This is a genomic window from Lysinibacillus sp. NPDC058147, from assembly GCF_042884205.1.
Taxonomy (GTDB): Bacteria; Bacillota; Bacilli; order Bacillales_A; family Planococcaceae; genus Lysinibacillus.
In genome coordinates, this window is record NZ_JBHVUJ010000001.1 from 660,853 (window position 1) to 684,639 (window position 23,787).

Consider the following 23,787-nt stretch of genomic DNA (forward strand, 5'->3'; position numbering starts at 1 on the left):
TATAAGAAGGTGATTCGATTGCGAAAAATATATTTAGTGGGCTTTATGGGCTGCGGGAAAAGTGCGTTAGGAAGGCGTTTAAGCTATTTGTTAAAGATGCCTTATTACGATATGGATCATGAGATTGTTAGACAGCAGGGTATGACAATTCCACAGATATTTGAAAAATACGGAGAAGCACGTTTTCGAGAAATAGAAACAGAATTTTTGAAAAATTTCCGAGACGAAGCGTGTATTATTTCAACTGGTGGTGGAGTTGCAGTCAATGCTGAAAATAGAAAAATAATGAGACGCAGTGGGCTCGTATTTTTTTTAGATGCGACATTTGAAGATATATATATACGAATACAGCATGATCCGAACAGACCGATTGTACAGAGTTCAACGAAAGAGGAACTAGAGAAGCTGTATCATTACAGAAGAAAGTTCTATCGTGAAGCAGGACATATACAAGTGTTAACGGAGGGGCGGACGATCCGTCATATTCTTGAGTATTTAGTATTCCAAGTTAAAAGGCTTAAAGGCGAACTATAGTTAGCTGAAACAAAAATAATGTTCGTGTTTTAACATAATTTAAAAAATGTTTGCCTTTTCAATGCAATTAATGTTAGGATATAGACAAATAAGTAACTAAATGTTCATTGAATACTAAATAGTACCAAGATATATCTTGGGCGGATGATTGTACGGGGAGAGCACGTATAGACGTCACCGAAGGAGCAAGTAGCAAAATGTTATGAATCTCTCAGGTAAAAGGACTCGTACAAGACGCAACTCTGGAGAGAGCTGTAGTACAACAGCCACCAAAGGGGAAAGCCGGCTGATTGGCATTGTAATAATGCGAGCCAGTCTGGTGTAACTTTCAGGTTTAAGGACAGAGAATCCCGAAAAGGGGTTCGTCTGTCTTTTTTTATGTCTTAATGTTGTTAGTTCTTATTCCTTATTTGAATGAACAACAGGGGAAGCATGATTGTACTAAAAAAAGCAGACGAACTACTACCAGTAAAAAATGTAACTAACAATAAGGGGGCAAAAATAATGACGAATGAATTACAACGTACACCTCTATTTGAAGAATATGCAAAGTATGGTGGTAAAACAATCGACTTCGGTGGATGGGAATTACCAGTGCAATTTTCTTCTATAAAAGAAGAGCATGATGCAGTACGTAATCGTGCTGGCTTATTTGATGTATCACATATGGGTGAAATTTTAGTAACTGGACCTAATTCTCTAGATTTTTTACAAAATCTTTTGACAAATGATATTTCGAAAATTGCAGTAGGGCAAGCGCAATATAATGCAATGTGCTATGAAGATGGTGGAGTTGTCGATGATTTATTAACGTATAAATTAGCCGACAATCATTATTTATTGTGCGTCAATGCGGCGAATATTGAAAAAGATTATGATTGGATGATGGAAAATCAACATCAATATGATGTGACGATCGACAATCAATCAAATGCTTATGCACAAATTGCCCTTCAAGGTCCATTAGCAGAAGAAGTTCTTCAAACATTAACAGATACTGATTTAAAAACGATTAAATACTTCCGTTTCCAAGCAGATGTTGAAGTTGCTGGTCATAAGGCATTAGTATCTCGAAGCGGTTACACAGGAGAAGACGGTTTTGAACTTTACGGTTCTCCAGAAGATATTAAAGCTCTTTGGAGTAAAATCTTAGAGGCTGGAAAAGACAAAGGCGTTGTTCCTGCAGGCTTAGGCTGCCGTGATACACTTCGTTTTGAAGCAGGTCTTCCATTATACGGGCAAGAGCTATCAGCAACAATCTCACCTCTTGAGGCAGGTATTGGTTTTGCTGTGAAATTAAATAAAGAGGATTTTAATGGTCATGATGCATTAGTGGCACAAAAAGAAAATGGACTGTCACGTAAAATTGTAGGCATTGAAATGATCGATAAAGGAATTCCTCGTCATGGCTACAAAGTGTTTAAGGATGGTAAGGAAATCGGTGAAGTGACAACAGGTACACAGCTTCCTTCCTCTAAACGTAATGTTGGTCACGCATTAATTGACAGTCAATTCGCAACTATCGGAACTGAATTGGAAATCGAAATTCGTGGTAAGCACTTGAAGGTAGTAACAGTTGAAACACCGTTTTACAAGCGTTCAAAATAAAAGTTGAAAAGAGGGACCTACATTTATGAAACATCGTTATTTACCAATGACGGAGCAAGATAAACAAGAAATGTTAGACGTAATTGGCGTATCCTCAGTTGATGAGTTATTTGGGGATATTCCAGAAAAAGTACGTTTTAAAGGCCTATATGATATTAAAGAAGCAAAATCTGAATCAGCTTTATTAAAAGAATTAACGGCACTTGCTGCGAAAAATAAAGATACAAATGCTAACGTATCGTTTTTAGGTGCGGGCGTATATAACCACTATAAACCAATTATCGTGGACCATGTTATTTCTCGTTCAGAGTTTTATACAGCGTATACTCCATATCAACCAGAAATTTCACAAGGGGAATTACAAGCAATTTTTGAATTCCAAACGATGATTGCTGAGCTTACAGGTATGGATCTTGCAAACTCTTCTATGTATGATGGAGGAACAGCATTAGCTGAAGCAGGTATGCTTGCTGCTGGACATACTCGCCGTAAGAAAATTTTAGTATCTGAAACGGTTCATCCTGAGTATCGCGATGTCGTTGCTACATATGCATACGGTCAATCCATTGAAATTGTTACTGTTCCGCATAAAGATGGTGTGACAGATGTAGAAGCTTTAAAAGAACTTATTGATGACAACACGGCAGCTGTTATTACACAGTATCCTAACTTCTTTGGTCAAATTGAGGACTTACAAGTAATTGGCGATATTGCACATGAAGCAAAAAGTTTATTTGTCGTATCTTCTAACCCACTTTCACTAGGTGTTTTAACACCACCTGGTAAGCTAGGTGCTGATATTTGTGTAGGGGACGCACAAGTCTTTGGTATTGCTGAAGCATTCGGTGGTCCGCACTGTGGTTTCTTTGCAGTAACAACGAAGCTAATGCGTAAAGTTCCAGGTCGTCTTGTTGGTGAAACAGTAGACGGTGAAGGGCGTCGTGGTTATGTATTAACATTACAAGCGCGTGAACAACATATCCGCCGTGATAAAGCAACGTCTAATATTTGTTCGAACCAAGCGCTTCTTGCACTTGCAGCTTCTGTAGCAATGACTGCTCTAGGAAAGCAAGGCGTTCGTGAAATGGCTATGCAAAATATCGCGAAAACTCGCTATGCTAAAAATGCATTTGAAGCGGCAGGCTTCACAGTAGCATTCCAAGGTGCACACTTTAACGAAATCGTTGTGAAAACAAATAAATGTGTGAAAGAAATTAATAAAGGTTTAATTGAAAAAGGTATCATCGGTGGTTATCCTTTAGGTCAAACATATGACTCTCTTAAAAATCATGTGCTAATCGCAGTAACAGAATTACGCACGAAGGAAGAAATTGATGCACTTGTTGCAGAAATGGGGGCTCTTAATGCATAACGAAAATCAATCACTCATTTTTGAAATTTCCAAAGAAGGTCGCGTAGGCTACAGCTTAGAAGCACTTGATGTACCAGAGGTTGATCTTGCAGATTTACTACCTGCAAACTTAGTACGTGCGGAAGCAGCGGAGTTACCAGAGGTATCTGAGCTTGATATTATGCGTCATTATACAGCACTTTCTCGTCGAAACCACGGTGTAGACTCTGGCTTCTACCCTCTTGGTTCTTGTACGATGAAATATAATCCTAAAATTAACGAGTCTGTTGCACGACTTTCTGGCTTTGCCAATGTTCACCCATTACAGGATGAAACAACAACTCAAGGGGCAATGGAGCTTCTTTACGATTTACAAACTTCATTAGTTGAAATTACAGGCATGGATGAAGTGACATTACAACCTGCGGCGGGTGCGCACGGTGAATGGACAGCGTTAATGATGATTCGTGCCTTCCATGAAGCAAACGGTGAAGGCCATCGTAATAAAGTTATTGTACCTGACTCTGCTCACGGTACAAACCCAGCATCGGCAACGGTTGCAGGCTTTGAAACTATCACTGTAAAATCAGATGAAAATGGTTTAGTAGATATTGAAGATTTACGCAAAGTAGTTGGTTCTGATACAGCTGCATTAATGCTTACAAATCCAAATACACTTGGTCTATTTGAAGAAAACATTATCGAAATGGCAGAGCTTATTCACTCTGTTGGCGGTAAAGTATACTATGACGGAGCAAATTTAAACGCAGTTATGAGTAAAGCACGTCCTGGTGATATGGGCTTTGACTGCGTACACTTAAATTTACACAAAACATTTACAGGTCCTCACGGAGGCGGTGGTCCTGGTTCAGGCCCAGTAGGTGTAAAATCAGATTTAATTCCATTCCTTCCAAAACCAGTTTTAATAAGAACAGAGGAAGGAATATATCATTTCGATTACGACCGTCCACAATCAATCGGACGTGTTAAACCTTACTACGGTAACTTTGGTATTAACGTACGTGCATACACTTATATCCGTACAATGGGTCCAGATGGCTTAAAAGCTGTAACAGAATACGCTGTATTAAACGCAAACTATATGATGCGTCGTTTAGAGCCATTCTACGATTTACCATATAATCGTCATTGTAAGCATGAATTTGTATTATCAGGTCGTCGCCAAAAGAAACTAGGCGTACGTACTTTAGATATCGCAAAACGTCTGTTAGACTTTGGCTACCATCCACCAACAACTTACTTCCCATTAAATGTGGAAGAGGCATTAATGATCGAGCCAACAGAAACAGAATCAAAAGAAACATTAGATGCATTCTGCGATAAAATGATCCAAATTGCAAAAGAAGCAGAAGAAAATCCATCAATCGTACAAGAAGCACCGCATACAACAGTCGTAACTCGCTTAGACGAAACACGCGCTGCTCGTACACCTGTGCTTCGCTATCAAAAAGCATAATTAACAGCCAAAAGGCGTCCAATGAGTATTTTTAGTACTTGTTGGACGTTTTTTTCTTTTTTTGATCAGCAATAGCAAAGTGACGGAAACCAGAGAGTATAGCTAAGGTGACGGAAAGAAGGGGCAAGGTGAAGGATAGAAGTCAGAGCGACGGAAAGAAGAGCCAAAGCGACGGAAAGAAAGGTCCAAGCGATGGAAAGAAGAGCCAAGGTGAAGGATAGGACCATCAAAGTACCAGAAAAAATAAAGCAACTTCACCCCACATTGTGTCAAACCCAACAATGCAATGCAGAACCAATAACCACTATAACATAACTATTTAATATAAGGATGTATATTGATATACTTACATTAATTTGTATTTTAGTTAAAATAGTTATATATTTCACGCTTTACCTTGGGATAATGATCGACAAAGATTAGGTAGACCTGGGCCTGGTGTTCCAATTACCCGACTTCCAAGCGCTCTTAGGAAGAATTACGAATGGAATAGTGCAGGAAAGTTTGTTTGTAAATCATAGAATTTAAGAAGTTCATTTCATTTTTAAAATAAACTAATAAAAGTGGAGGATTACATGGATTCTAAGAATATTTTACCCGGTGAATTTAGCCATTTAAGTGATTGGTTTTGGGATATAATAAATGAGTCTAGTCAGGATGAGAAGAAGCTACGGGAAATACTAATAAGAATGGATAAAAATGATATATATAAGTTTCAAGATTTATTTATTGAAGCTGCAGTTGAATTAAGATACGAGCCGTTCACAAACTTTACTGAGAGTTCGGAAGATGGAATTGAGGATATTAGCAATTGGGTTGTGAGCCAAGGTAAAATTTACTACGCTGAAATTCTAAAATACCCTGAAAGAATCCCCTATTCCGTTGAAGATAGAACAAATGAAATTATTGCCCATGTTGCAGATGAGGTATATTTTGAAAAGTATGGTGAAACTACAGGTATTTATTAGATGTTCGCTTAATAAACAAAAAATTACCTTATTGTGGATATAATTGTGGTGAGTATCCTATAAAGAGTGGTGTAAAGTACCTGATATCGGGTTTTATACTACTCTTTTTTATGAATTTTATTTGTCTTTTTAAATAGAAATATGTTATTAAGAATCGAGGATTTCAGCGGATTCATTTAATAATGTTTGATAAATCTAAAAAATGGGCAGCGAAAATAGAAAATTTAGGGTGTATAAATCTAGCACTTGAGCAAATAAATAGTTAAGGAATGGTTAAAGAATACCAGCCACAGTGATATTTCGTTATGATAGCTTAAATCGCCTTGTACGAGCAAATCTTTCGGATGATAACGAAGAGGGGCTGTCAACCGGCAGCCCCTGAGTTCATTTTATCAAAAAGAATCCTAAATTTATCGAGTACTCACAAGCACCTAATCTATGCATTTTTAGATTCCTTCTTAATACCTAAATAAGTGAATGCCCTCCAAACATATTCTAACGGCCCGAAGCGGAATTTGGATAACCATAGCTTGCTAATAATCATTTGGAACACAAAAATGACAATGGCAATAATGATAGCTGTCGTTAAGTGGAGTTTTCCGTATACGCCAAATGCAAATGGTCCAAATAAAAATGTACAAATGATAGATTGGCCGATATAGTTTGTGAATGCCATTCTTCCAGGGAACGCTAACCACTGTAAAACTTTTTTCCCTTTTACCGTGTGATAAATAAAGATCAAGCTAATAGCATAAAAGATTGTTAGGAGTGGCGAGCTAATATATTGAACAGCTGAAAAATTTTCTAAAAGGAAAGGCAAGATCCAGCACAATGTTCCACCAAAAATCAACGTTAGTAACCACGTCATGAAAAAGCCTTTTCGATATTCCTCAAAACGGTGAAGCCATTTTTTCTTTGCAACAGCTGCTCCGAATAAGAACATTAGTAAGAACGGAAGATTTGTAAATAAATAAAATATTGGGTTTCCTAGAGAAAGAACATATAACCCATTACGCATTGTATAAAAAGTTCTTTCCATAAAATTAGCATTCATTAATTCTTGAATACTTCCATTTTGATGGGCATCTATCGTAAATTGCATAAGATGACGACTTTCCTCTGACATTGTCATTGACATCATCGTAGAATTGGAGGATAGAGCTCCTAATGTTAATAGTCCAAAATATAAGCTATATAAAGTTACGCTAATGATTAACATAGCATTAGGCTTTAACTTATGCATGAAAAGGAGTAATAATCCTAAGATTGCATAGTCTGTTAAAATATCTCCGAACCAAATGAAATAAGCATGGATACAACCAAAAATAAATAATGCAATAAGTCGTCTAAAATAAATCCCCCAAAAATTTAGTTGCTTTGCAGCGGCTCTTTCCTGCATAATGACCATTCCAAAACCGAACAGCATAGAAAACAGCATAACAAATTTCCCATCGACAAACATAGTAAGAATAGTGTGAACTGTATAATCGGCTTGATTCCAAAAAGAAGTCCATTCATTTTTAAAACTTAGATCTTCCTGCATATAGACGGGATAAAGGAACCAAACAATATTAGCTAATATGATTCCTAATAATGCAAACCCCCTTAATACATCGAGTGTTTCAATCCGCTCTTTTACAGATACTGGAGATAGCTTTTTCTGCATATAATCATCCTTTTCATTGTTATTTTGTTCTTTCAACGAGTGCCTACTGCTGAAAAAACTTTGTTAATGAAACTTTAAATTATAATTATCAGGATTTTATAAGGGAAATTAAGGAATCAAAGTTTGTTAAATATTTGCAAATAATAGTGATATGACTAAGTATTGTGAAAATTTGTACGTTTTGTGAAAAATACTACATAATCTATTATTTTTTAGCAATTTATAGAAAATATTGTTGATTAAAAGTAAAGTGATAGTATAATGAAGTTGTAATTACATTTATGGTTATTAATCCCTTGTAAAATAATTGGTATCTTATTTTGGTGAAATATATAGATGTAATTACAAAAACTAATGAAATGAGGAGATTTTATGATTAATGTAATTCAATATTTAGAGCAAAATCCGTCGTTGATAACTTTATTAAAAGAAAAAAAAGCTTCTCTAGTTGGTGTAACAGAACTTGAACAAAAGGCAATTCTAGATTCCTTTGATGTAGAGCTGCGTGTAGATCTACGCCTTTGGTACTAAATAATATTAAAAGTAAATGGTTTATGCTTGTTATAAGTATTTATTTATTAATTGGTTTTTATTTACTTTATATAACTTATAGCAAGTCTTTTATAAATATTGAGGTTAAGGAAGAAAATGGGGAATGGTTAGTGGTAGATTCATATTATAGAGATTGGGCTACTAAACAACAAATTGAAGCCGGAGATATTATTTTAAATGTAGATGGAACAGAGATTAATAATATTTCTAATATAAAGTATGACTTCGTATTACGAGCAGCCAATGAATTAACGATAAAGAAACCCAATGGTAACTTAATTTCTGTACACATAAAACCACTAGATATTCCCCAACAATTTTATTATGTTCTAATAGCACCAACTTGTTACTATTTTTTAACGCTTATAATTTCTCTATATTTGTATTTTAAACAAAAGGAGAATCCTTTAGTAAATTTACTTATATTTTTTATTCTAACTGTCTCATTAGCTTATGTTAGTATAGGAGTAGCGGGTAGGTTGGATAATATTGGTACAATAGTAAACCGAAGTAGTATGCTATTTTGCCTCGTCCTTTTAATTCACTTTCTAAAGAAATACTTTTTGTTTTTAAATTTAAAATGGATATTTATTAACAATATTAAAATATTTTATATACTTCCTTTGATTGCTGTTTTTTTAAGTATTTGTAGTATAATTTATCCTTTTACCAATCCTATATTCTCTAGTTTAACTTTATGTATATTTTTCACATTGCTAATTGTAATTCTAGGTATATTGGGAATAAGTTATTTTAAATTTAAAACACCGCAATTAAAAATCTTATTGAGTAGTATCATCATCCCGTTTCTACCATTTCTGTTCCTATATGCGTTGCCAAAAATATTTTTCAATAAACAAATACTCTCGGCCGATATAGCTTCCTTATTCTTGATACTCATACCATACAGCTTTATTTGCACACAGCTTACTGAACGTATATTTGATATGGAGTACTTTATTACCCGTTTACGTCATTATTTTAATTTTTCATTTGTTTTTACAATTTGGCTGTTAATGGGTCTTTATTGGCTAACTGATTTATCTATTTCAAGAATGACGAAAATTTTCTTTTTTACGTTCTTTTCTCTAATAGCGCTTTTCTACATTAAAGAGAAAATAGATTATCATAAGCGAAAAATTCTTTTCTCAACTAAAGGGGATTATATCCATCGATTGTATACGACAGTTGATAGTATTGGTAGGGTCGTGAAGATAGAGGGTTTGCTTGATAAATTTGTTCAAGAAATTGCTTTACATCTTGAGATTAAACATATTTACGTATTAACCTACGATTTGCATACACATCAAATTACTTCCACAAGTACATCCAAAGAATATAATCAAATTCAAATGAACGAAATATTACAAGAGCAACTGCGTTTGGGAGATATAAAGAAGACAGAGCATTTTTACATTGCTTTTATTCACCAAGATATGAATTATAAGAGAATACTAGTCGTAGACCATAATAAATCCATTTATTTAAAGGATGAGGAATTATTGTGGCTTGAATTATTGCTTTTATATGTAAATAATTTCATAGAAAATACGAAAATGGTGGAAGATCTATTAGAACAGTTAAAGCATATGAAAGAGGCAGATAAAAGTCAGTTGCCGTGGCTCAATAAGTTACTTTGGCTTCGATTTGAACAAGAAAAATATCAATTAGCACAAGAGCTTCATGATACGGTTTTACAAGAGCAACTCCATATTGCTAGGGAGATGGATGTATTTATCCACGCAAAGAAAAAGGCGGATATTCAATCGGGTCTTGTTAAGATCCATGAACACATGATTACATCTTTAAATGATTTAAGAGGCTACTGTGAAAATTTGAAGCCGCCATTAATAGATACATTGGGCTTAAATGCTGCTCTTGAGAAGCTTATACAAAAAATTCATAAGAGAGCTGATTTTGTTTTAATTTACACAATTGATCGACTATATTTAGAGGATGAGCGTTTAAATTTGATGATTTATCGACTTTTCCAAGAGTTACTGAACAATGCCTTAAAGCATTCACATGCCAATACTGTAGAAATTCATCTATTAGAAACAGAATTTGGCTTTGAAATTATTTATTCAGATGATGGTGTAGGATGTAAAATGGATGAAATCATTCTTGCTGATTCTATGGGCATCAGGGGAATGCAAGATAGGGTACAGACCTTTAATGGTCAGTTTTCTATCAATACCAATGTAGGAGAAGGAATGTCCATTCTAATTAAAATAAATGAAGGGAATCATACTCATTCCTATGACTACGATACTTATAATAAAACGCCATCTCTTATTAGAGGATAATATATGAATAAAAAGAAAGACATGAACCATTTTCACACCTCCTAATCGTTCGTATTGTGCATAATTCACAGTACGAGTTGGATTGGGAGGTTTTGCTTTAAAGTATATTTATAGAAAGGAAGGGAGTGAACCTATATGGAAGTAGAAGAAATGATCCAAAACTATACATCACAGCAAAATGAATTAAGGAAGCGAATTTCTCTACAAAATACTTTTCTAGATGATCAAATTAAACTCGTTGCAGGAGTGGATATTGCCTATTGGGTTGAAAATAATAAAGAGTACGGAGTTTGTTGCATTCAAGTTATTGATTTTCATACAAAAAAAGTAGTCGAACAAGTTGAGTACAGTAATGAAATTACTATACCTTATATTTCTGGATTTTTAGCCTTTCGTGAATTACCTCTAATTATAGAAGCAGTTAAAAAATTGAAAATGAATCCAAACCTTTATATGTTTGATGGAAATGGTTATTTACATAGTCGTAATATGGGCATTGCGACACATGCTTCTTTCTTCTTGGAAAAACCGACTATTGGAGTTGCAAAAACATATTATAAAATTGATAATACGGATTTTACTATGCCAGAAAATATTGCAGGAGCGTTTACTAATATTGTAATTGGTGGGGAAGTATATGGTCGTGCGCTGAGAAGTAGAAAGGATGTTAAACCTATATTTGTGTCGTGTGGAAATTGGATTGATTTAGAAACAGCAACAAACATAACGATGAAAATGATTGAAAAGGATAGTCGTTTACCAATCCCAACAAGATATGCGGATTTGGCCACTCATCAAGTAAGGAAAATCCATCAATTTAAAGAATGATTAATCTTTTTAGTAAGGAGAAACTCACATGATATTAGAAGAACGGTTAAATAACTGGGTAGATTCTTATAATCGAAATGGTTATTTGAATGGTACTATATTAATTGCATCGAATGAGCATATTCTTTTAAATAGGGGATTTGGTATGGCGAACTGGCAGCATAGCGTTCCAAATGTACCAACAACTAAATTTCGTATAGGGTCACTCACGAAAGCATTTACAGCGATGGCTATATTTCAATTGCACGAAAAGCGAAAATTGAATATAGACGATTACGTAGGAAAATATCTAGATGATTATCCGAATGGTCAACACATAACAATATTTCATTGTTTAACTAATAGTTCTGGAATACCTAATTATACGAATGTCCCTGATTTTTGGTTTCGCACAATGAGACTGCCATCTACATTAGACCAACTAATTGATTCCTTTAAAGAAAGGGAATTAGAGTTTGAACCTGGTAGTAAATTTGGCTATTCAAATTCAGCGTATGCGTTGTTAACGGCCATTATAGAAAAAGTTTCAGACATGTCTTATGCGGATTACATACAGCAGCGCATTTGCCATCCTTTAGGTATGTATCATACAGGTTGTGATGATGGAATAAAGGTGGTTCCGGGTTTAGCATCTGGCTATTCATTTTGGGAAGAACCAATTCATTCAGCGTATGCAGATATGTCATTTCCATTAGGTTCCTACGGTTTATATTCAACAACAGAGGACCTATTTATTTGGGATCGGGCATTAAAATCATATAAAATACTTCGCAAGGAACTAACCGAGAAAATGTTGACTCCAAATCTTGGATCCTATGCGTGTGGCTGGATGGTCTCTGAAGTAATGGGAAAAAAATGTGTGCATCATTTTGGAGATATTAGCGGTTATTTAAGTGATTTCCTTAGATTTGTTGATGACCAAGTTACGATTATCTTTTTAAGCAATATGAATGTTACACCTGTTATGCATTTAAGTAGAGAAATTGCAAAAATCGTTTTTGATAAAAATGTATCTTCACCAGCACCTGCAGTACCGATAGCATACACAAATAAAGAATCGATCGTGGGGAAATATGTAATAGAAAATGAAGACAAAGTGCTTACCGTTACTATTAAAAATAACGAACTTTATCTAATAGTCCCTAAGATGTATGGTGTGTTATATAAATTTAAACTTATACCGTTTAGTCATAACTCTACGACAATAGCGTTTTTAACCGAGATGATTTATGAACGATTGATATTTTTTTATTCATTATCAGGCGAAATAGAGCGTGTGCAATACGTTGATTGTTATGAAAAAACGTATATGCTACATAAAAAATAAATTTAGGTAGGGACATCAATATTTTAAGTGTACAAACAAAGAAAGAGGCATCCCATAAAAAGGCCGTTACAAAATATTGTGATCCACAATAAATAATAGAAATATTATCTGCGCCTAAAGTAGTATTTTTGAAAAAAGATGCTACTTTTTTAGTGAAAATATAATGAAACTTTAGTAATTGTTTAATTATTATCATGCCATATTTTATGTAGTTTAGGGTGTCATTGCTAGTATGTGGAAGATGTTGCTATAATGTATAGCATATACATACTAAGAGGAGCGAACTTTGAATGACGAAGGCAAAATTCTTTTTAATGGCAGCAGCTCCAGCAGCACTTATCGTGCCTATTGATGCATATGCTGCTGCAGAACAAGTAACTATTGTAGGGAATGGTCTCATTAATTCAGACCTAAAAGTAGATATCCCTTCTTTACCAGAAGATCCTAGTTATAAATATCAGTGGTATTATGTTGATGGAAGTACAGTAACGGAAATTGACAATGAAACAAATTCAACATTTAATATCCCTGAAAAAGCACTAGGAAAAACAATTATTGTGAAGGTCACAGATAGTAAAGGGAAAGTTTACGAAAGTAAGAAAATCGTAGCAAAAGGAAATCTCCCTATAGGTATAGTTGATTACATAAATGGTAAATTAGTTGCCGACATTGAAAGTGTGAAAAATCCAAACGATCCAGATAAATCGATTACTTTTAGTAGTTATCAATGGTTCATTATTGATGGAAACACTGTGAAGCCTATTAAAGGCGCGACGAAAAATGAAATAATCGTGCCAGTAGAGGCTTCTGACAAACAAATATTTATAGAAGCGAAAACGGTAGAAGGCTTAGTATTTGTGAGTGATAACAAGCACATTAAGAAACTGGACTTAAGTATGGCTGATTTAGAGTTTGAAGGTTTTTCTAAAGGGAATTTAGTGGTACCAGGGGATACTCTTAAAGTTAAAGCGCCGGAAGTGAAGACAGATGTTGGCCCTTCTAAGATCCCATTAAACACAGATCAAATATCATATTCGTATCAATGGTTATATAAAGTAGGCGAAAATTACTCGTTTATTCCAAATGCTACAGCGGCTTCATTTACTATTCCGAAAGATGCAATGGATTCGGATATGAAGCAAATTGTTGTGAAAATAACTGCAAAAGTAGGGAATGAAACGGTATCTAAGATTGCATTGATGCCAATGAAAGTTTCTGATGAACATATTACACCTCTTATCGAGCAAATTGATGAATTGTTATCGAAAAAGGATAATAAAGTAACTTATGTATCAGACATAAAATCAAAAGCATCAACATTAGAGGAATTCTATCAAAGCTTGACTCCTGCAGCCAAATCACAAGTGAAAAACTATAGTATTTTAAAACGCGCACTTGAAGATATTAAAAAAGTTGAAAATATTGCTGGGAAAATTAGTAGTTTAGATGAAAACAGTAGTCAGCAGCAGTTGCAGGCATTAAAAGCAGAATATGATCAATTAGACTATCTCCAACGTAGTTTGGATTCGGGTACTGCTTATGAAAAGTTATTAAAACTACTTATTGAGAATCCTGATAGCATGAAAGAGCTTACTAAATTGAGAGATATAAATGCTAAGATAATCGATTTGTTAGATAGTAATAAGATTTCAGTACCAACCTACAAAGTAACTACTACAACTGAATTAGATACTCTAATACAAAATATAGAAAAAGAGATTAACACTCTCTCAAATGATTATAAAGCGGCTGTGCAAAATCGAGAAATTTTAACGATGGCTAAAGCTGATGTGAAAAATGCTCAGAAGTTTGAAAAGCTTTTTGATAAACTTAACCGACAAACAGCACAACAAAAGGTAACGACAGCCAAAAATATTCGTACTGCTTATTTGAAGTTAAGCTTACGACAACAAGGGCTTGTAGACTCTAAGTTAAATGAATTAGAAGATGCTGAAAATGCAGAAAGTAGTGCAATAGCAGAATTAGAGGATCTAATAGACAATTTAAAAGAACCAGTAGATGCAGAAACATGGAATAAATATGTTGCTGATGTTAATTCAATTATTTCTAAACAAAAAAGTCTAAAATCTTATCAGGATGTTGCTAGTAAGAATGAATTTATTCAAAGACAAAAGGATTTAAAGGCTGCTGAAAAGGTAATTACTCAAATAATTAAATATGATTCATTATTAAAATCAGATGCTACAAAAAACTCTACATTACAATCAACTTATAATTCAGCATTAAAAGCATTTAATAAATTAACAAAAAAACAACAAGAATATGTATATAATAAAGATATTCTTAATAAAGTCCCTGAGAACAATGGAAATACATCACCGAGTGCGTCAGATGATGCAACTGCAGGGAAAGATTTTATTGAAAAAATTAAGAGTGTGCTTAATACAAGTACTGATGATTTTGTTGTGTATGCAGCAAAAATTGAAGAAGTTTCTAATGATTATAAAAATGTTTTACCTAAAGGTGCACGAAAATATGTTACCAATTACTCAGATTTGAAAACTGCAGAAACGAATGTAAATGCAGTTAGATCCTTTGAAAAGAAAGTAAAGGATGCTCAAAAAGAGGTAGATTTAAATAAGCGTTATTCAAAAATGCAAGCTGTTGTTAAAGCATACAACAAATTAAATGCAATCCAGCAGGAATTAGCGAAGGGTTATTATTTTGAAGTAACTAATGCGTTAGAAGACTATACAAATGGCTTTAGTAATTTAAATGATAAACTGTCTAAATTAAAAGAGGATATAGAATACAACAATTATTCATCATTAGAAGAAGTAAAGGAAATTATTAATGAATACAATGCCCTATCTTCTGCTGAAAAAAAATTAATGGAAAATGGCCAAGTTATAAAACAAGCAACGAGTGATGTTAAAGCGATCGAGTCGTTTATAAAAAAATACCATTCGAATATTGATAAAAATCCTTCATCTATCATTAAAGATTTCCGAAAACTAACATCATTACAGGTGAGCTTGTTAGATGGTGAGTTATTAGCGAAAATTATTGATTTAGAGACGAGTGGACAAACAGACAACGATATAGCGTTGGATATCGTTGAAACAATAAATAAGCTGCAAGAGAATGGCTATTATGTAGAAAATTTAGAAGATAAAGTGACAAAAATTAATGAGGACTACAATAAGTTAACTACTGCACAGAAGAATCTGGTGAAAAATTATTCAAAACTAACACTGGCTGAGAGTGATTTACAAAAAGTAAAAGCAGTTGAAGAGCTTAAAGCTGATGTTGAAGCATGGCAAAAGGCATATAATAAACTAACGAAAAAATTAGAAAAATTATATGACGATAGAAATTAATAAAAAGGAGAAATCTAGCAGAGAATACCTGCTAGATTTCTTTTTTTACAGGTTAAAAAGAACAGGGAAATCAAAATATTATTACCCGTGACATTAAAACAGGGAGGAAATACACGTTTTAGAATTATTCAATAAAATGAAGGGAATTATTAAAAATGTAGCCGATATAATTTAAAGAAGATAGAGGAGGTATGAAAATTTGAATAAAAAATTACTTTTCACAGCAGCAGCTATTCCAGCAGCTCTTATTGTACCAACAGTTGCAGGAGCAGCGGGAGACTTTACAGTTTCCGTCACAGGAAAAAATATAGTAAATGAAACTTTAAAAGCTTCTATTGAAAACTTACCAGCAAATTCGATTGTCAAAGGTTATCAATGGTACTATGTAGATGGATCCAACGATTCAACGAATAAACCAATCTCTGGTGCAACAACAGCGTCATTTAAAATACCAGTAGAAGCGGCAGGCAAAGTAGTTTTTGTGGAAGCGACTACAACAAATGGCGATAAGTATAAAAGTGAACCTTGTTCTATCAAAGAACTGCAACTTTCAATAACTGCACCTAGAATAGTTAGTAGTTCAAATTATGCAGTACCTGGTGAATCGGTACAAGTCGCAGGTGCAACGGTAACCGATGATGCCGGTGCAACGTTGCAAAGCAGTCAGATTACATATAGTTATCAATGGTTTTATAAAGTTGGTGAATCCTTCACAATAATTGATGGAGCTACTAACGACACATACAAAATTCCTAAAGATGCTTTAGAAAAAGGCATGAAAGATATCATTGTTAAAGTAAATGCAAAAGTAGGATCTTCTTTCGTAGAATCTGATGTTTCTGATGTGATATCAGTATCAAATGAACCTTCTGAATCAATGATTGAAGAAATTAAAACTTTACTAATAAATGACAACAAATATAATATGACAAGTCTAGAATCTTTTAAGGCAAATGTAACTGCATTAGAAAGTAAATATCAGGCACTATCAACTCCTGCGAAGTCTAATGTGACAAATTATGATGTATTAAAGAGAGCAGTAGCTGATGTAGAATTAATAAGCAAGTTAAATGAAAAAGTAGATAAGGTTAATGAGGTTGATGAAAAAGATCTACCAAAATATTTAAAAGAAATTGAAGAGGCATATGCTAAGTTTGATTTATTACAACGTAGCTTAGATCTAAATGATGCCCTATACAATAGCATTAAAAACATTTTGATAGATCCGTCACATATCGAAGAATTTAAAGAAGTTAGAAGACTAAATCAGGCAATTGTAGAATTATTAACATATAAAAATTCTTTTGTTACGTATGTACCTACTAGCATAGAATCTTTACAAACAGCAGTTGGAACAATTGAAAAAGATATAGCAAAATTATCTCAAAATTACCGAGCAACTGTTCAAAATCAAACAATTTTAAGTGATGCTAAGTCGGATATCAAAAAGGTAGAACAATTTATCAAACTTTTCGATAAGCTGTCACAAAATGATTCACCTAGCAAACAGGTGACTACAGCAAAATCAATACGTACGTCTTATGAAAAGCTAACTTATAAACAACTTCAACTCGTACCTACAAAATATATTAGTACATTACTTCAAGCAGAAAACGCAGAAAATAGTCAAATAGACAAATTAAATAGTGAAATTGAAAGTTATGTAGGCGACCTAGATGATAGTTACCCAATAGATCCATCAGTAACTTCTTGGCAAAGTCACGTTAATAATGTAAACCGCATTATTAATGAATATAAGGGCTTAACAAAAAATTCAGCGGCTAAAATTGTCGGATATGATAGTATTATAACTTTGCAAAAGGATTTTAAAGCGGCTGAAAAAGTTATTAAGGACATGGATTCCTATCAGAAGCTTTCAGAAACACCAGGGATAGCTGAAAGTAAGCTGAAAACTAACTATACTAATGTTTTGAAAGCTTATAATAAGTTAACTAGTCTACAACAATCACTTGTTTATAATGCGGATGATTTTTTATTAAATACGCCGAATGTTACCGTTGATCTAAATGGTAAGGAACCTGCTGATAAAGCTGCTGCATTGGCTTTAAAGGCTGACGTTGATAAGCTTTCTGATGTAACGAAATATACATTTGCTCAATTTGAATCTGCTGTTAATGCAGCAACAACAAAATATAAAAACCTATCTTCCGCTGGACGAAAGTATGTAACAAACTATTATTTATTAACAGCTGCTAGTAAAGACCTTTCGGGTGTTAAGTCATTCCATAAAAAAGTGCAGACCGCACGAGAAGAAACGGATGCTACGAAACAAGCGAAAAAAATTCAAACAGTACAAACTGCTTATGCAAAACTACCTGCAAATCAACAGTTTTTAGCAAAACAGCAATATGAAGATTTGCTCAATCATCGTTTAGAAGATGTTAATGCACCAGATATTACAAAGTTAAATAATGAAATTGCAAACATTGTCTCAAATGATGCGTATACCGTTTCAAAGGAAAAAATTAATGAGCTTTCAACACAATATAAAAAGCTGAGCTCTAGTGATAAAAAACGTGTTACGAATGCTTCTATCTTAACAACAGCTGTTTCTGATGTGAAGAAAGTGGAGTCATTCATAAAGACGTATGAAAAATCATTTGTTAGTAACCCAACGACTGTCATCAAAGCTTTTGCGAAGCTTACATCAAAGCAAATGAGTTTAGTTAGTCCAGAAATGCGACAATCTATTATTGATAAAGATAAAGATCAACAACAGTCTAATGAAATTGCTTTAAAATTAATAGAATCAATTAATGCACTGCTTGTTAATGGTGAATATGTTGTTGACTTGGAGACTAAAGTAAAAGAAATTCGTGCAGCATATGATGATCTTAGTGCTTCTGAAAAGAGCGTCGTGAAAAATTATTCTACTCTAACTACGGCCGAAAGTGATTTGAAAAAGGTAGCAGAGGTTCATGCTCTTTACGTACCTTCGACAGACGATAATGCAGCAGCTCGTAAAGCTTGGCAAACTGCATATGGTAAACTCTCAAAAAAATTAGAAATTTTATATAAGCAAATGTATGCAAACGATTTATAAAAAATAGTTAAACCAAAACCCCGAATAACGAATTTATTCGGGGTTTCATGTTGTTGAAAAACTTTTGAGTCAATGAAATTAAGGTGTGCTAATAAATAGCTCTTTTGCAAAATGAGTGGGTGGGTGAGGTCGAGTCGCTTCTTCCTCTATTATTGCTACATTGCCATTGATATAATTGTTTTTCTGTAGAAAAGGTATATTGGTTAAATTTATCTTTTTCATTTGTGTAGAATATCAATTCTTAGATATACTATTTACAGTTGATCTGTATAATAATTGAGAACTTTTTGTCATAACAATAGTAGTTTGACATAGAAGGTAGGAACTTAGAATGTATAAAATAGGTGTTGTTGGCCCAGAAAAATCCGTAAAAAAAATTATTGAATTGGCACGTGAAATTGAACAAGATATGGAATTTATTCCGTATATTTATTCAATTGCTACAGAAACAAAACATCTTGTGGAGACACATAATCAAGATGTTGATTTTTGGTTATTTTCTGGATACATACCTTATAAAATTGCTAGTCAGACAAGTGTTTCTCAGGATAAGCTGGCACATATAATCTTTTCAGAAGCGGCCATCTATAAAGGGTTTTTAGAGCAGTCCTTTAAAATGAAAAAATTTATTGAGAGTGTCAGTATTGATATTATCCCATCGCCTGCACATGTAGCATCAGAAGGATTGGCGGAGATTGAGAAAAATGTAAGGAAAATGTATTTAAAGGAATTTGATGTGGCTATTGATCCAAAAGAATTATTTGATTTCCATTATGACTTGTGGCAAAAAGGGAAAATTGATTTTGCGATTACTTGTTACCCGTCAGTGGATGAAGAACTGAAAAAGAGGGGGGTTCCCTCCTGTTGGTTATCGCCTACTAAAACAGAAATTTACAATACTGTTCAGCTTTTTACCGAAAAAATTAAAACGTCGTATTATAAAGAGACGCAAATAGGTGCTGTCATGCTCGAAATAAAAGATTTCGATTCATTGAAGGAAAGAATGAAGCAAGGGTATCGTATTCAATATTTAGAATTACGAATGAAGGAAAACTTACTGCAATTATGTGAACAGATTGATGGCTCCTTAATCGAAGAAGGAAATGGTCTATATACAATTTTTAGTACGAGGGGAGCAATCGAAGGGCAAATTCAATTCATTAAGGAAAAAATGTATCAGCTGTCCATTGAAATGGAGTCAAAGGTCATAGCAGGAATAGGTTTTGCGCAAACGGTATTTAATGCCGAATTAAATGCGCATAGGGCTTTACGCCAAACGAAAGAAAATGAATCGATTGATATTGTCATGATTCAAGATGATGGCACAATGATTGAATCTGTCGGTAATACCGAGGAGTTAACATATTCCTATAGAGCCGAAGATCCTACTATCCTTGAAAAATTAAAAAAAGGCAATGTTAGCATTAAAACCTATACAAGAATACAAGCGCTAGTTCAAAAAATGAGCTGGAAGCACTTTACGACAAAGGATTTAGCTTCACAGCTTCAAATGAGTGAACGAAATGCACAGCGCATCGTAGCTGATTTATGTAGTGTAGGCTTAGCTGAAATTTGTGGAGAAGAATTACAGCATACACGTGGTAGACCAATAAAAATATATCAGCTTGTAATGTAGGTCACCAACTGAACTATAAAATGTCCCGAACCAATTAATGGTTTTTGGGGCATTTTTTGTTTTGTACATAGCTTAATGGTAAATAGAAGGAATCGAAAATTTTTAGTAATTTTTCGTTTTTGATGAATTTTTAAAAAATGTAGATAAATTAACAGTTTTCAAGTTTTGACTTATGTAAGACACCATTTTTTGTGCAATTATTTATTAGGAATTTTCAAAAAAATATTGTCAATTCATAAAAAGTCGATTATTATACGAATATATAACGAAAATGTCGCTATATAAGAGGATATTTTTATAGATAGGGAGAGATGGGAAAATATTATATAAAGGTTGCAAAAAATATCGAAAAGGAAAGAAAAAGAGTTTTAATTGTCGTAATTTTTCGTCGTTAACTAAACTTTTTTCTTTACTATCGATTGCAGCGCTTTAGTTTAAACATGGGAGGGATATTAATGACAACAAATGAAGTAACAAAAAAATCCAGAAATTTAATCCTTGCACTCTTATTTTTAGGATGGTCATTAGGAAATCTAGATCGTTACATCATGAATTATGCAGTAGTATCGATTACTGGTGATTTAAATTTAGATGCTTCTTCTACTGGAATTATTTTAAGCGCTTTCTTTTTAGGGTATGCGATTATGCAAATACCTGGCGGATGGCTTGCTGATAAATTTGGTGCTAAAAAAATCTTACTTTTTTCAGTAATTATGTGGTCAATATTCACAGGTTTAACAGCTTTAGCTTGGTCTTTAGTTGCAATGGTTGTCATTCGATTTTTATTTGGTATTGGGGAAGGTGGGTTTCAACCATCTAGCTCTAAAATTATTGCGACGATTTTCCCAAGGGAAGAAAGAGGGCGAGCAATGTCAATTATGCTTTCCTCTGGAGGTATCGTTTCCTTAATCGTACCTTTACTAGCAGCTTATTTGTTAGGAACAATAGGTTGGCGCACGATGTTTGTTGTAATTGGTGCAATCGGTGCCATTATTGCATTTTTATATTGGAAATATATCAAACTTCCACAAGATGAAGCGGTGGAAAGTAGTAATAATAACGGAAATGCTTCTACAAAAGTTAACTTTAAGGAATTACTTAAAACACCGCTTATGTGGAATTTAATTATTGCGTATTTCTGCATATATGCTGTGAACTGGGGATTAGTTTCATGGATTCCAACATACCTTCAAAAAAATCGTGGACTCGATTTAATGTCGATTGGTTGGGCACAAACAATTCCAGCCATCGCTACTATTATTGGTATTTATGGTAGTGGTTATATTATTGATAAATTACCGCGAGGAATGGATAAGATTTTAGGTTCGATTTCATGTGGAGTTATTGGTATTTTATTGTACTTCATGTTTACAGCTAAGTCTGTGACGATGTTTATTGGTTATCAAACTGTAGTTACTTTATTTATTGCATTTGTTGTTACATTACTACCTGCCATTGTGTTAAAGAAATTACCTTCTTCCATCACAGGTTCAGCAATGGGGATTGCTAATACAGGCGGGCAATTAGCAGGCTTTGTAACGCCGATGGCAATTGGTTTTATGGTAGATGCTTTTAACGGTTCCTTTGATGCAGCATTTTGGATGTTAATTGGATTTGCGGTTATTTGTATTATTGCATTATTAACGTTAAATGATCAAAAAGGGAGTCTATTGAATTCGTAATAGGAACATATTTCTTAGGAGGTAAAAAATATGAGTTTACATGAAAAAATTTCTTCGTTAGTCGAGTTAAAAAGAGATGCTAGCATTCAATTAAGTAATGCCATTTGGGCAGTACCTGAACTTCACTTTCAAGAAAAGAAATCTGTTCAATATATGAAGGCAGCTTTAGAACAAGAGGGCTTTGCAACAGAACTTGGAATTGCAGGGCTTGATACAGCGCTAGTTGGAACGTATGGTTCTGGAAATCCTGTTATTGCATTTCTCGGTGAATATGATGCACTTCCTGGTTTAAGTCAAAAAGGTGGGGCTACTCATCATGAGCCATTAGAGGACGGAGGAAGTGGTCATGGTTGTGGTCATAACTTATTAGGGACAGGAGCGTTTGCGGCGGCTGTTGCGGTTAAAGATTACTTAGAACAAAATAATCAATCAGCCACAATTCGCTTCTACGGTTGTCCTGCAGAGGAAAATGGTTCAGGTAAAGCTTATATGGCGAAGGCTGGTATTTTTGATGATGTCGATATCGCAATATCTTGGCATCCTGGTACTTTTACATCTGTTATGACTTGCACCTCTCTGGCAAACTATGCGGCTACTTTTAAGTTTACAGGGAAAAGTGCACATGCAGCAGCTGCACCACATCTAGGACGAAGTGCATTAGATGCAGTTGAACTCATGAATGTTGGGGTAAACTATTTACGTGAGCACATCATTCCAGAAGCGCGCGTACATTATGCGGTTACAAATACAGGAGGAACATCTCCAAATGTTGTTCAACCATATGCAGAGGTGACATACTTAGTTAGAGCGCCTAAAAAACATCAAGTACAAGAGATTTATCAACGTGTTAAAAATATTGCTAAAGGCGCAACGTTAATGACTGAAACATCGTTAGAGATCGCCTTTGAGGGAGCTGCATCAAATCTTATTCCAAATAAAACACTGTATGATGCGATGCAAAAACAAATAATTGATTTAGGAATGCCAACTTATACAATAGAAGATGAGCAGCATGCCCAAGCTATATTTAATACATTTACTCCTGAAATTCAGGCATCATCGTTATTTGGTCTAAAAAAAGAAGATGTCGAGCAGTTACAAGGGAAAGTTATTGCTAACCACATCCCAAGTGTTCTACCTGAATTTATATTGGGTGGATCAACGGACGTTGGGGATGTGAGCTGGAATGTCCCAACTGTTCAATGTACAACGGTATGTATGGCAGTAGGTACACCACTTCATACTTGGCAAGTTGTATCACAAGGTGTTATGCCAATAGCACATAAAGGGATGCTACAGGCAGCAAAAATTATGGCTTGCACTGCTATGGATCTAATTGACAATCCAGCACTTATTGAAGAAGCTAAAAAAGAATGGAAGGAACGTTTAGATGGGGAAGCTTATGTTTCGTTAATTCCAGAAGGTACTAAGCCTCCCAAATTGTAAA

At 34.2% G+C, this 23,787-nt stretch carries 15 protein-coding genes and 1 riboswitch; of the genes, 14 read left to right on the forward strand and 1 reads right to left on the reverse strand.

What is annotated here, in order from left to right:
- Nucleotides 1-18: 18 nt before the first annotated feature.
- The 5 genes from ACFVT8_RS03245 (at nucleotide 19) to ACFVT8_RS03265 (ending at nucleotide 5,938) form a co-directional block, all read left to right on the forward strand.
- The gene (locus tag ACFVT8_RS03245) at nucleotides 19-534 is read left to right on the forward strand and encodes a shikimate kinase (protein WP_387081979.1); all 516 of its coding nucleotides are present in this window, start codon (nucleotides 19-21) and stop codon (nucleotides 532-534) included.
- 144 nt (nucleotides 535-678) lie between these two features.
- Nucleotides 679-771, forward strand: a riboswitch (glycine riboswitch).
- Nucleotides 772-1,038: 267 nt separating this feature from the next.
- A complete protein-coding gene (gcvT, locus tag ACFVT8_RS03250; protein ID WP_387081978.1) occupies nucleotides 1,039-2,142 on the forward strand; it encodes a glycine cleavage system aminomethyltransferase GcvT in 1,104 nt (367 codons plus the stop codon).
- 25 nt (nucleotides 2,143-2,167) lie between these two features.
- A complete protein-coding gene (gene gcvPA, locus ACFVT8_RS03255; RefSeq protein WP_387081977.1) occupies nucleotides 2,168-3,514 on the forward strand; it encodes an aminomethyl-transferring glycine dehydrogenase subunit GcvPA in 1,347 nt (448 codons plus the stop codon).
- Nucleotides 3,507-4,970 carry an aminomethyl-transferring glycine dehydrogenase subunit GcvPB gene (gene gcvPB / locus ACFVT8_RS03260; RefSeq protein WP_387081976.1) on the forward strand — a complete coding sequence of 488 codons (1,464 nt, stop codon included), beginning with the start codon at nucleotides 3,507-3,509 and terminating at the stop codon, nucleotides 4,968-4,970. The genes gcvPA and gcvPB overlap by 8 nt, the downstream gene beginning before the upstream one ends.
- A gap of 575 nt (nucleotides 4,971-5,545) precedes the next feature.
- Nucleotides 5,546-5,938, forward strand: coding sequence for a DUF4240 domain-containing protein (locus tag ACFVT8_RS03265; protein ID WP_387081975.1), 393 nt, complete (start codon nucleotides 5,546-5,548; stop codon nucleotides 5,936-5,938).
- Nucleotides 5,939-6,374: 436 nt separating this feature from the next.
- Here ACFVT8_RS03265 and ACFVT8_RS03270 read toward each other — a convergent pair whose 3' ends face one another.
- A complete protein-coding gene (locus ACFVT8_RS03270; protein ID WP_387081974.1) occupies nucleotides 6,375-7,640 on the reverse strand; it encodes a DUF418 domain-containing protein in 1,266 nt (421 codons plus the stop codon).
- Between the two features lie 336 nt (nucleotides 7,641-7,976).
- Between ACFVT8_RS03270 and comX the strand changes: the two genes are divergently transcribed.
- The 9 genes from comX to ACFVT8_RS03315 all read left to right on the forward strand — a co-directional run bounded on the left by comX (nucleotide 7,977) and on the right by ACFVT8_RS03315 (nucleotide 23,786).
- Nucleotides 7,977-8,135 (forward strand): competence pheromone ComX, encoded by a 159-nt coding sequence (gene comX, locus ACFVT8_RS03275; RefSeq protein ID WP_387081973.1) that lies wholly within the window; start codon nucleotides 7,977-7,979, stop codon nucleotides 8,133-8,135.
- A complete protein-coding gene (locus ACFVT8_RS03280) occupies nucleotides 8,126-10,462 on the forward strand; it encodes an ATP-binding protein (protein WP_387081972.1) in 2,337 nt (778 codons plus the stop codon). Before comX ends, ACFVT8_RS03280 begins: the two co-directional genes overlap by 10 nt.
- A 150-nt stretch (nucleotides 10,463-10,612) precedes the next feature.
- The gene (locus ACFVT8_RS03285; protein ID WP_387082544.1) at nucleotides 10,613-11,290 is read left to right on the forward strand and encodes an endonuclease V; all 678 of its coding nucleotides are present in this window, start codon (nucleotides 10,613-10,615) and stop codon (nucleotides 11,288-11,290) included.
- A 28-nt stretch (nucleotides 11,291-11,318) separates the two neighbouring features.
- Nucleotides 11,319-12,617 (forward strand): serine hydrolase domain-containing protein, encoded by a 1,299-nt coding sequence (locus ACFVT8_RS03290; RefSeq protein ID WP_387081971.1) that lies wholly within the window; start codon nucleotides 11,319-11,321, stop codon nucleotides 12,615-12,617.
- Between the two features lie 290 nt (nucleotides 12,618-12,907).
- On the forward strand, nucleotides 12,908-15,958 hold the full coding sequence (locus tag ACFVT8_RS03295; RefSeq protein ID WP_387081970.1) for a hypothetical protein: 3,051 nt from the start codon (nucleotides 12,908-12,910) through the stop codon (nucleotides 15,956-15,958).
- 199 nt (nucleotides 15,959-16,157) lie between these two features.
- Nucleotides 16,158-19,022, forward strand: coding sequence for a hypothetical protein (locus ACFVT8_RS03300; protein WP_387081969.1), 2,865 nt, complete (start codon nucleotides 16,158-16,160; stop codon nucleotides 19,020-19,022).
- 331 nt (nucleotides 19,023-19,353) lie between these two features.
- Nucleotides 19,354-20,658 carry a hypothetical protein gene (locus tag ACFVT8_RS03305; RefSeq protein ID WP_387081968.1) on the forward strand — a complete coding sequence of 435 codons (1,305 nt, stop codon included), beginning with the start codon at nucleotides 19,354-19,356 and terminating at the stop codon, nucleotides 20,656-20,658.
- Nucleotides 20,659-21,113: 455 nt separating this feature from the next.
- Complete coding sequence (locus tag ACFVT8_RS03310) at nucleotides 21,114-22,340, forward strand: MFS transporter (protein WP_387081967.1); 1,227 nt, start codon at nucleotides 21,114-21,116, stop codon at nucleotides 22,338-22,340.
- Nucleotides 22,341-22,370: 30 nt separating this feature from the next.
- Nucleotides 22,371-23,786 carry a M20 family metallopeptidase gene (locus tag ACFVT8_RS03315; protein WP_387081966.1) on the forward strand — a complete coding sequence of 472 codons (1,416 nt, stop codon included), beginning with the start codon at nucleotides 22,371-22,373 and terminating at the stop codon, nucleotides 23,784-23,786.
- Nucleotide 23,787: the final 1 nt, after the last annotated feature.

What these genes read in the sequence shown, in the direction of transcription:
- ACFVT8_RS03285 (WP_387082544.1), top strand. Translation starts at nt 10,613, where the DNA reads ATGATCCAAAACTATACATCACAGCAAAATGAATTAAGGAAGCGAATT.
- ACFVT8_RS03265 (WP_387081975.1), top strand. Translation starts at nt 5,546, where the DNA reads ATGGATTCTAAGAATATTTTACCCGGTGAATTTAGCCATTTAAGTGAT.
- ACFVT8_RS03305 (WP_387081968.1), top strand. Translation starts at nt 19,354, where the DNA reads ATGTATAAAATAGGTGTTGTTGGCCCAGAAAAATCCGTAAAAAAAATT.
- gcvPB (WP_387081976.1), top strand. Translation starts at nt 3,507, where the DNA reads ATGCATAACGAAAATCAATCACTCATTTTTGAAATTTCCAAAGAAGGT.
- ACFVT8_RS03290 (WP_387081971.1), top strand. Translation starts at nt 11,319, where the DNA reads ATGATATTAGAAGAACGGTTAAATAACTGGGTAGATTCTTATAATCGA.
- ACFVT8_RS03295 (WP_387081970.1), top strand. Translation starts at nt 12,908, where the DNA reads ATGACGAAGGCAAAATTCTTTTTAATGGCAGCAGCTCCAGCAGCACTT.
- ACFVT8_RS03315 (WP_387081966.1), top strand. Translation starts at nt 22,371, where the DNA reads ATGAGTTTACATGAAAAAATTTCTTCGTTAGTCGAGTTAAAAAGAGAT.
- ACFVT8_RS03310 (WP_387081967.1), top strand. Translation starts at nt 21,114, where the DNA reads ATGACAACAAATGAAGTAACAAAAAAATCCAGAAATTTAATCCTTGCA.
- comX (WP_387081973.1), top strand. Translation starts at nt 7,977, where the DNA reads ATGATTAATGTAATTCAATATTTAGAGCAAAATCCGTCGTTGATAACT.
- gcvT (WP_387081978.1), top strand. Translation starts at nt 1,039, where the DNA reads ATGACGAATGAATTACAACGTACACCTCTATTTGAAGAATATGCAAAG.
- gcvPA (WP_387081977.1), top strand. Translation starts at nt 2,168, where the DNA reads ATGAAACATCGTTATTTACCAATGACGGAGCAAGATAAACAAGAAATG.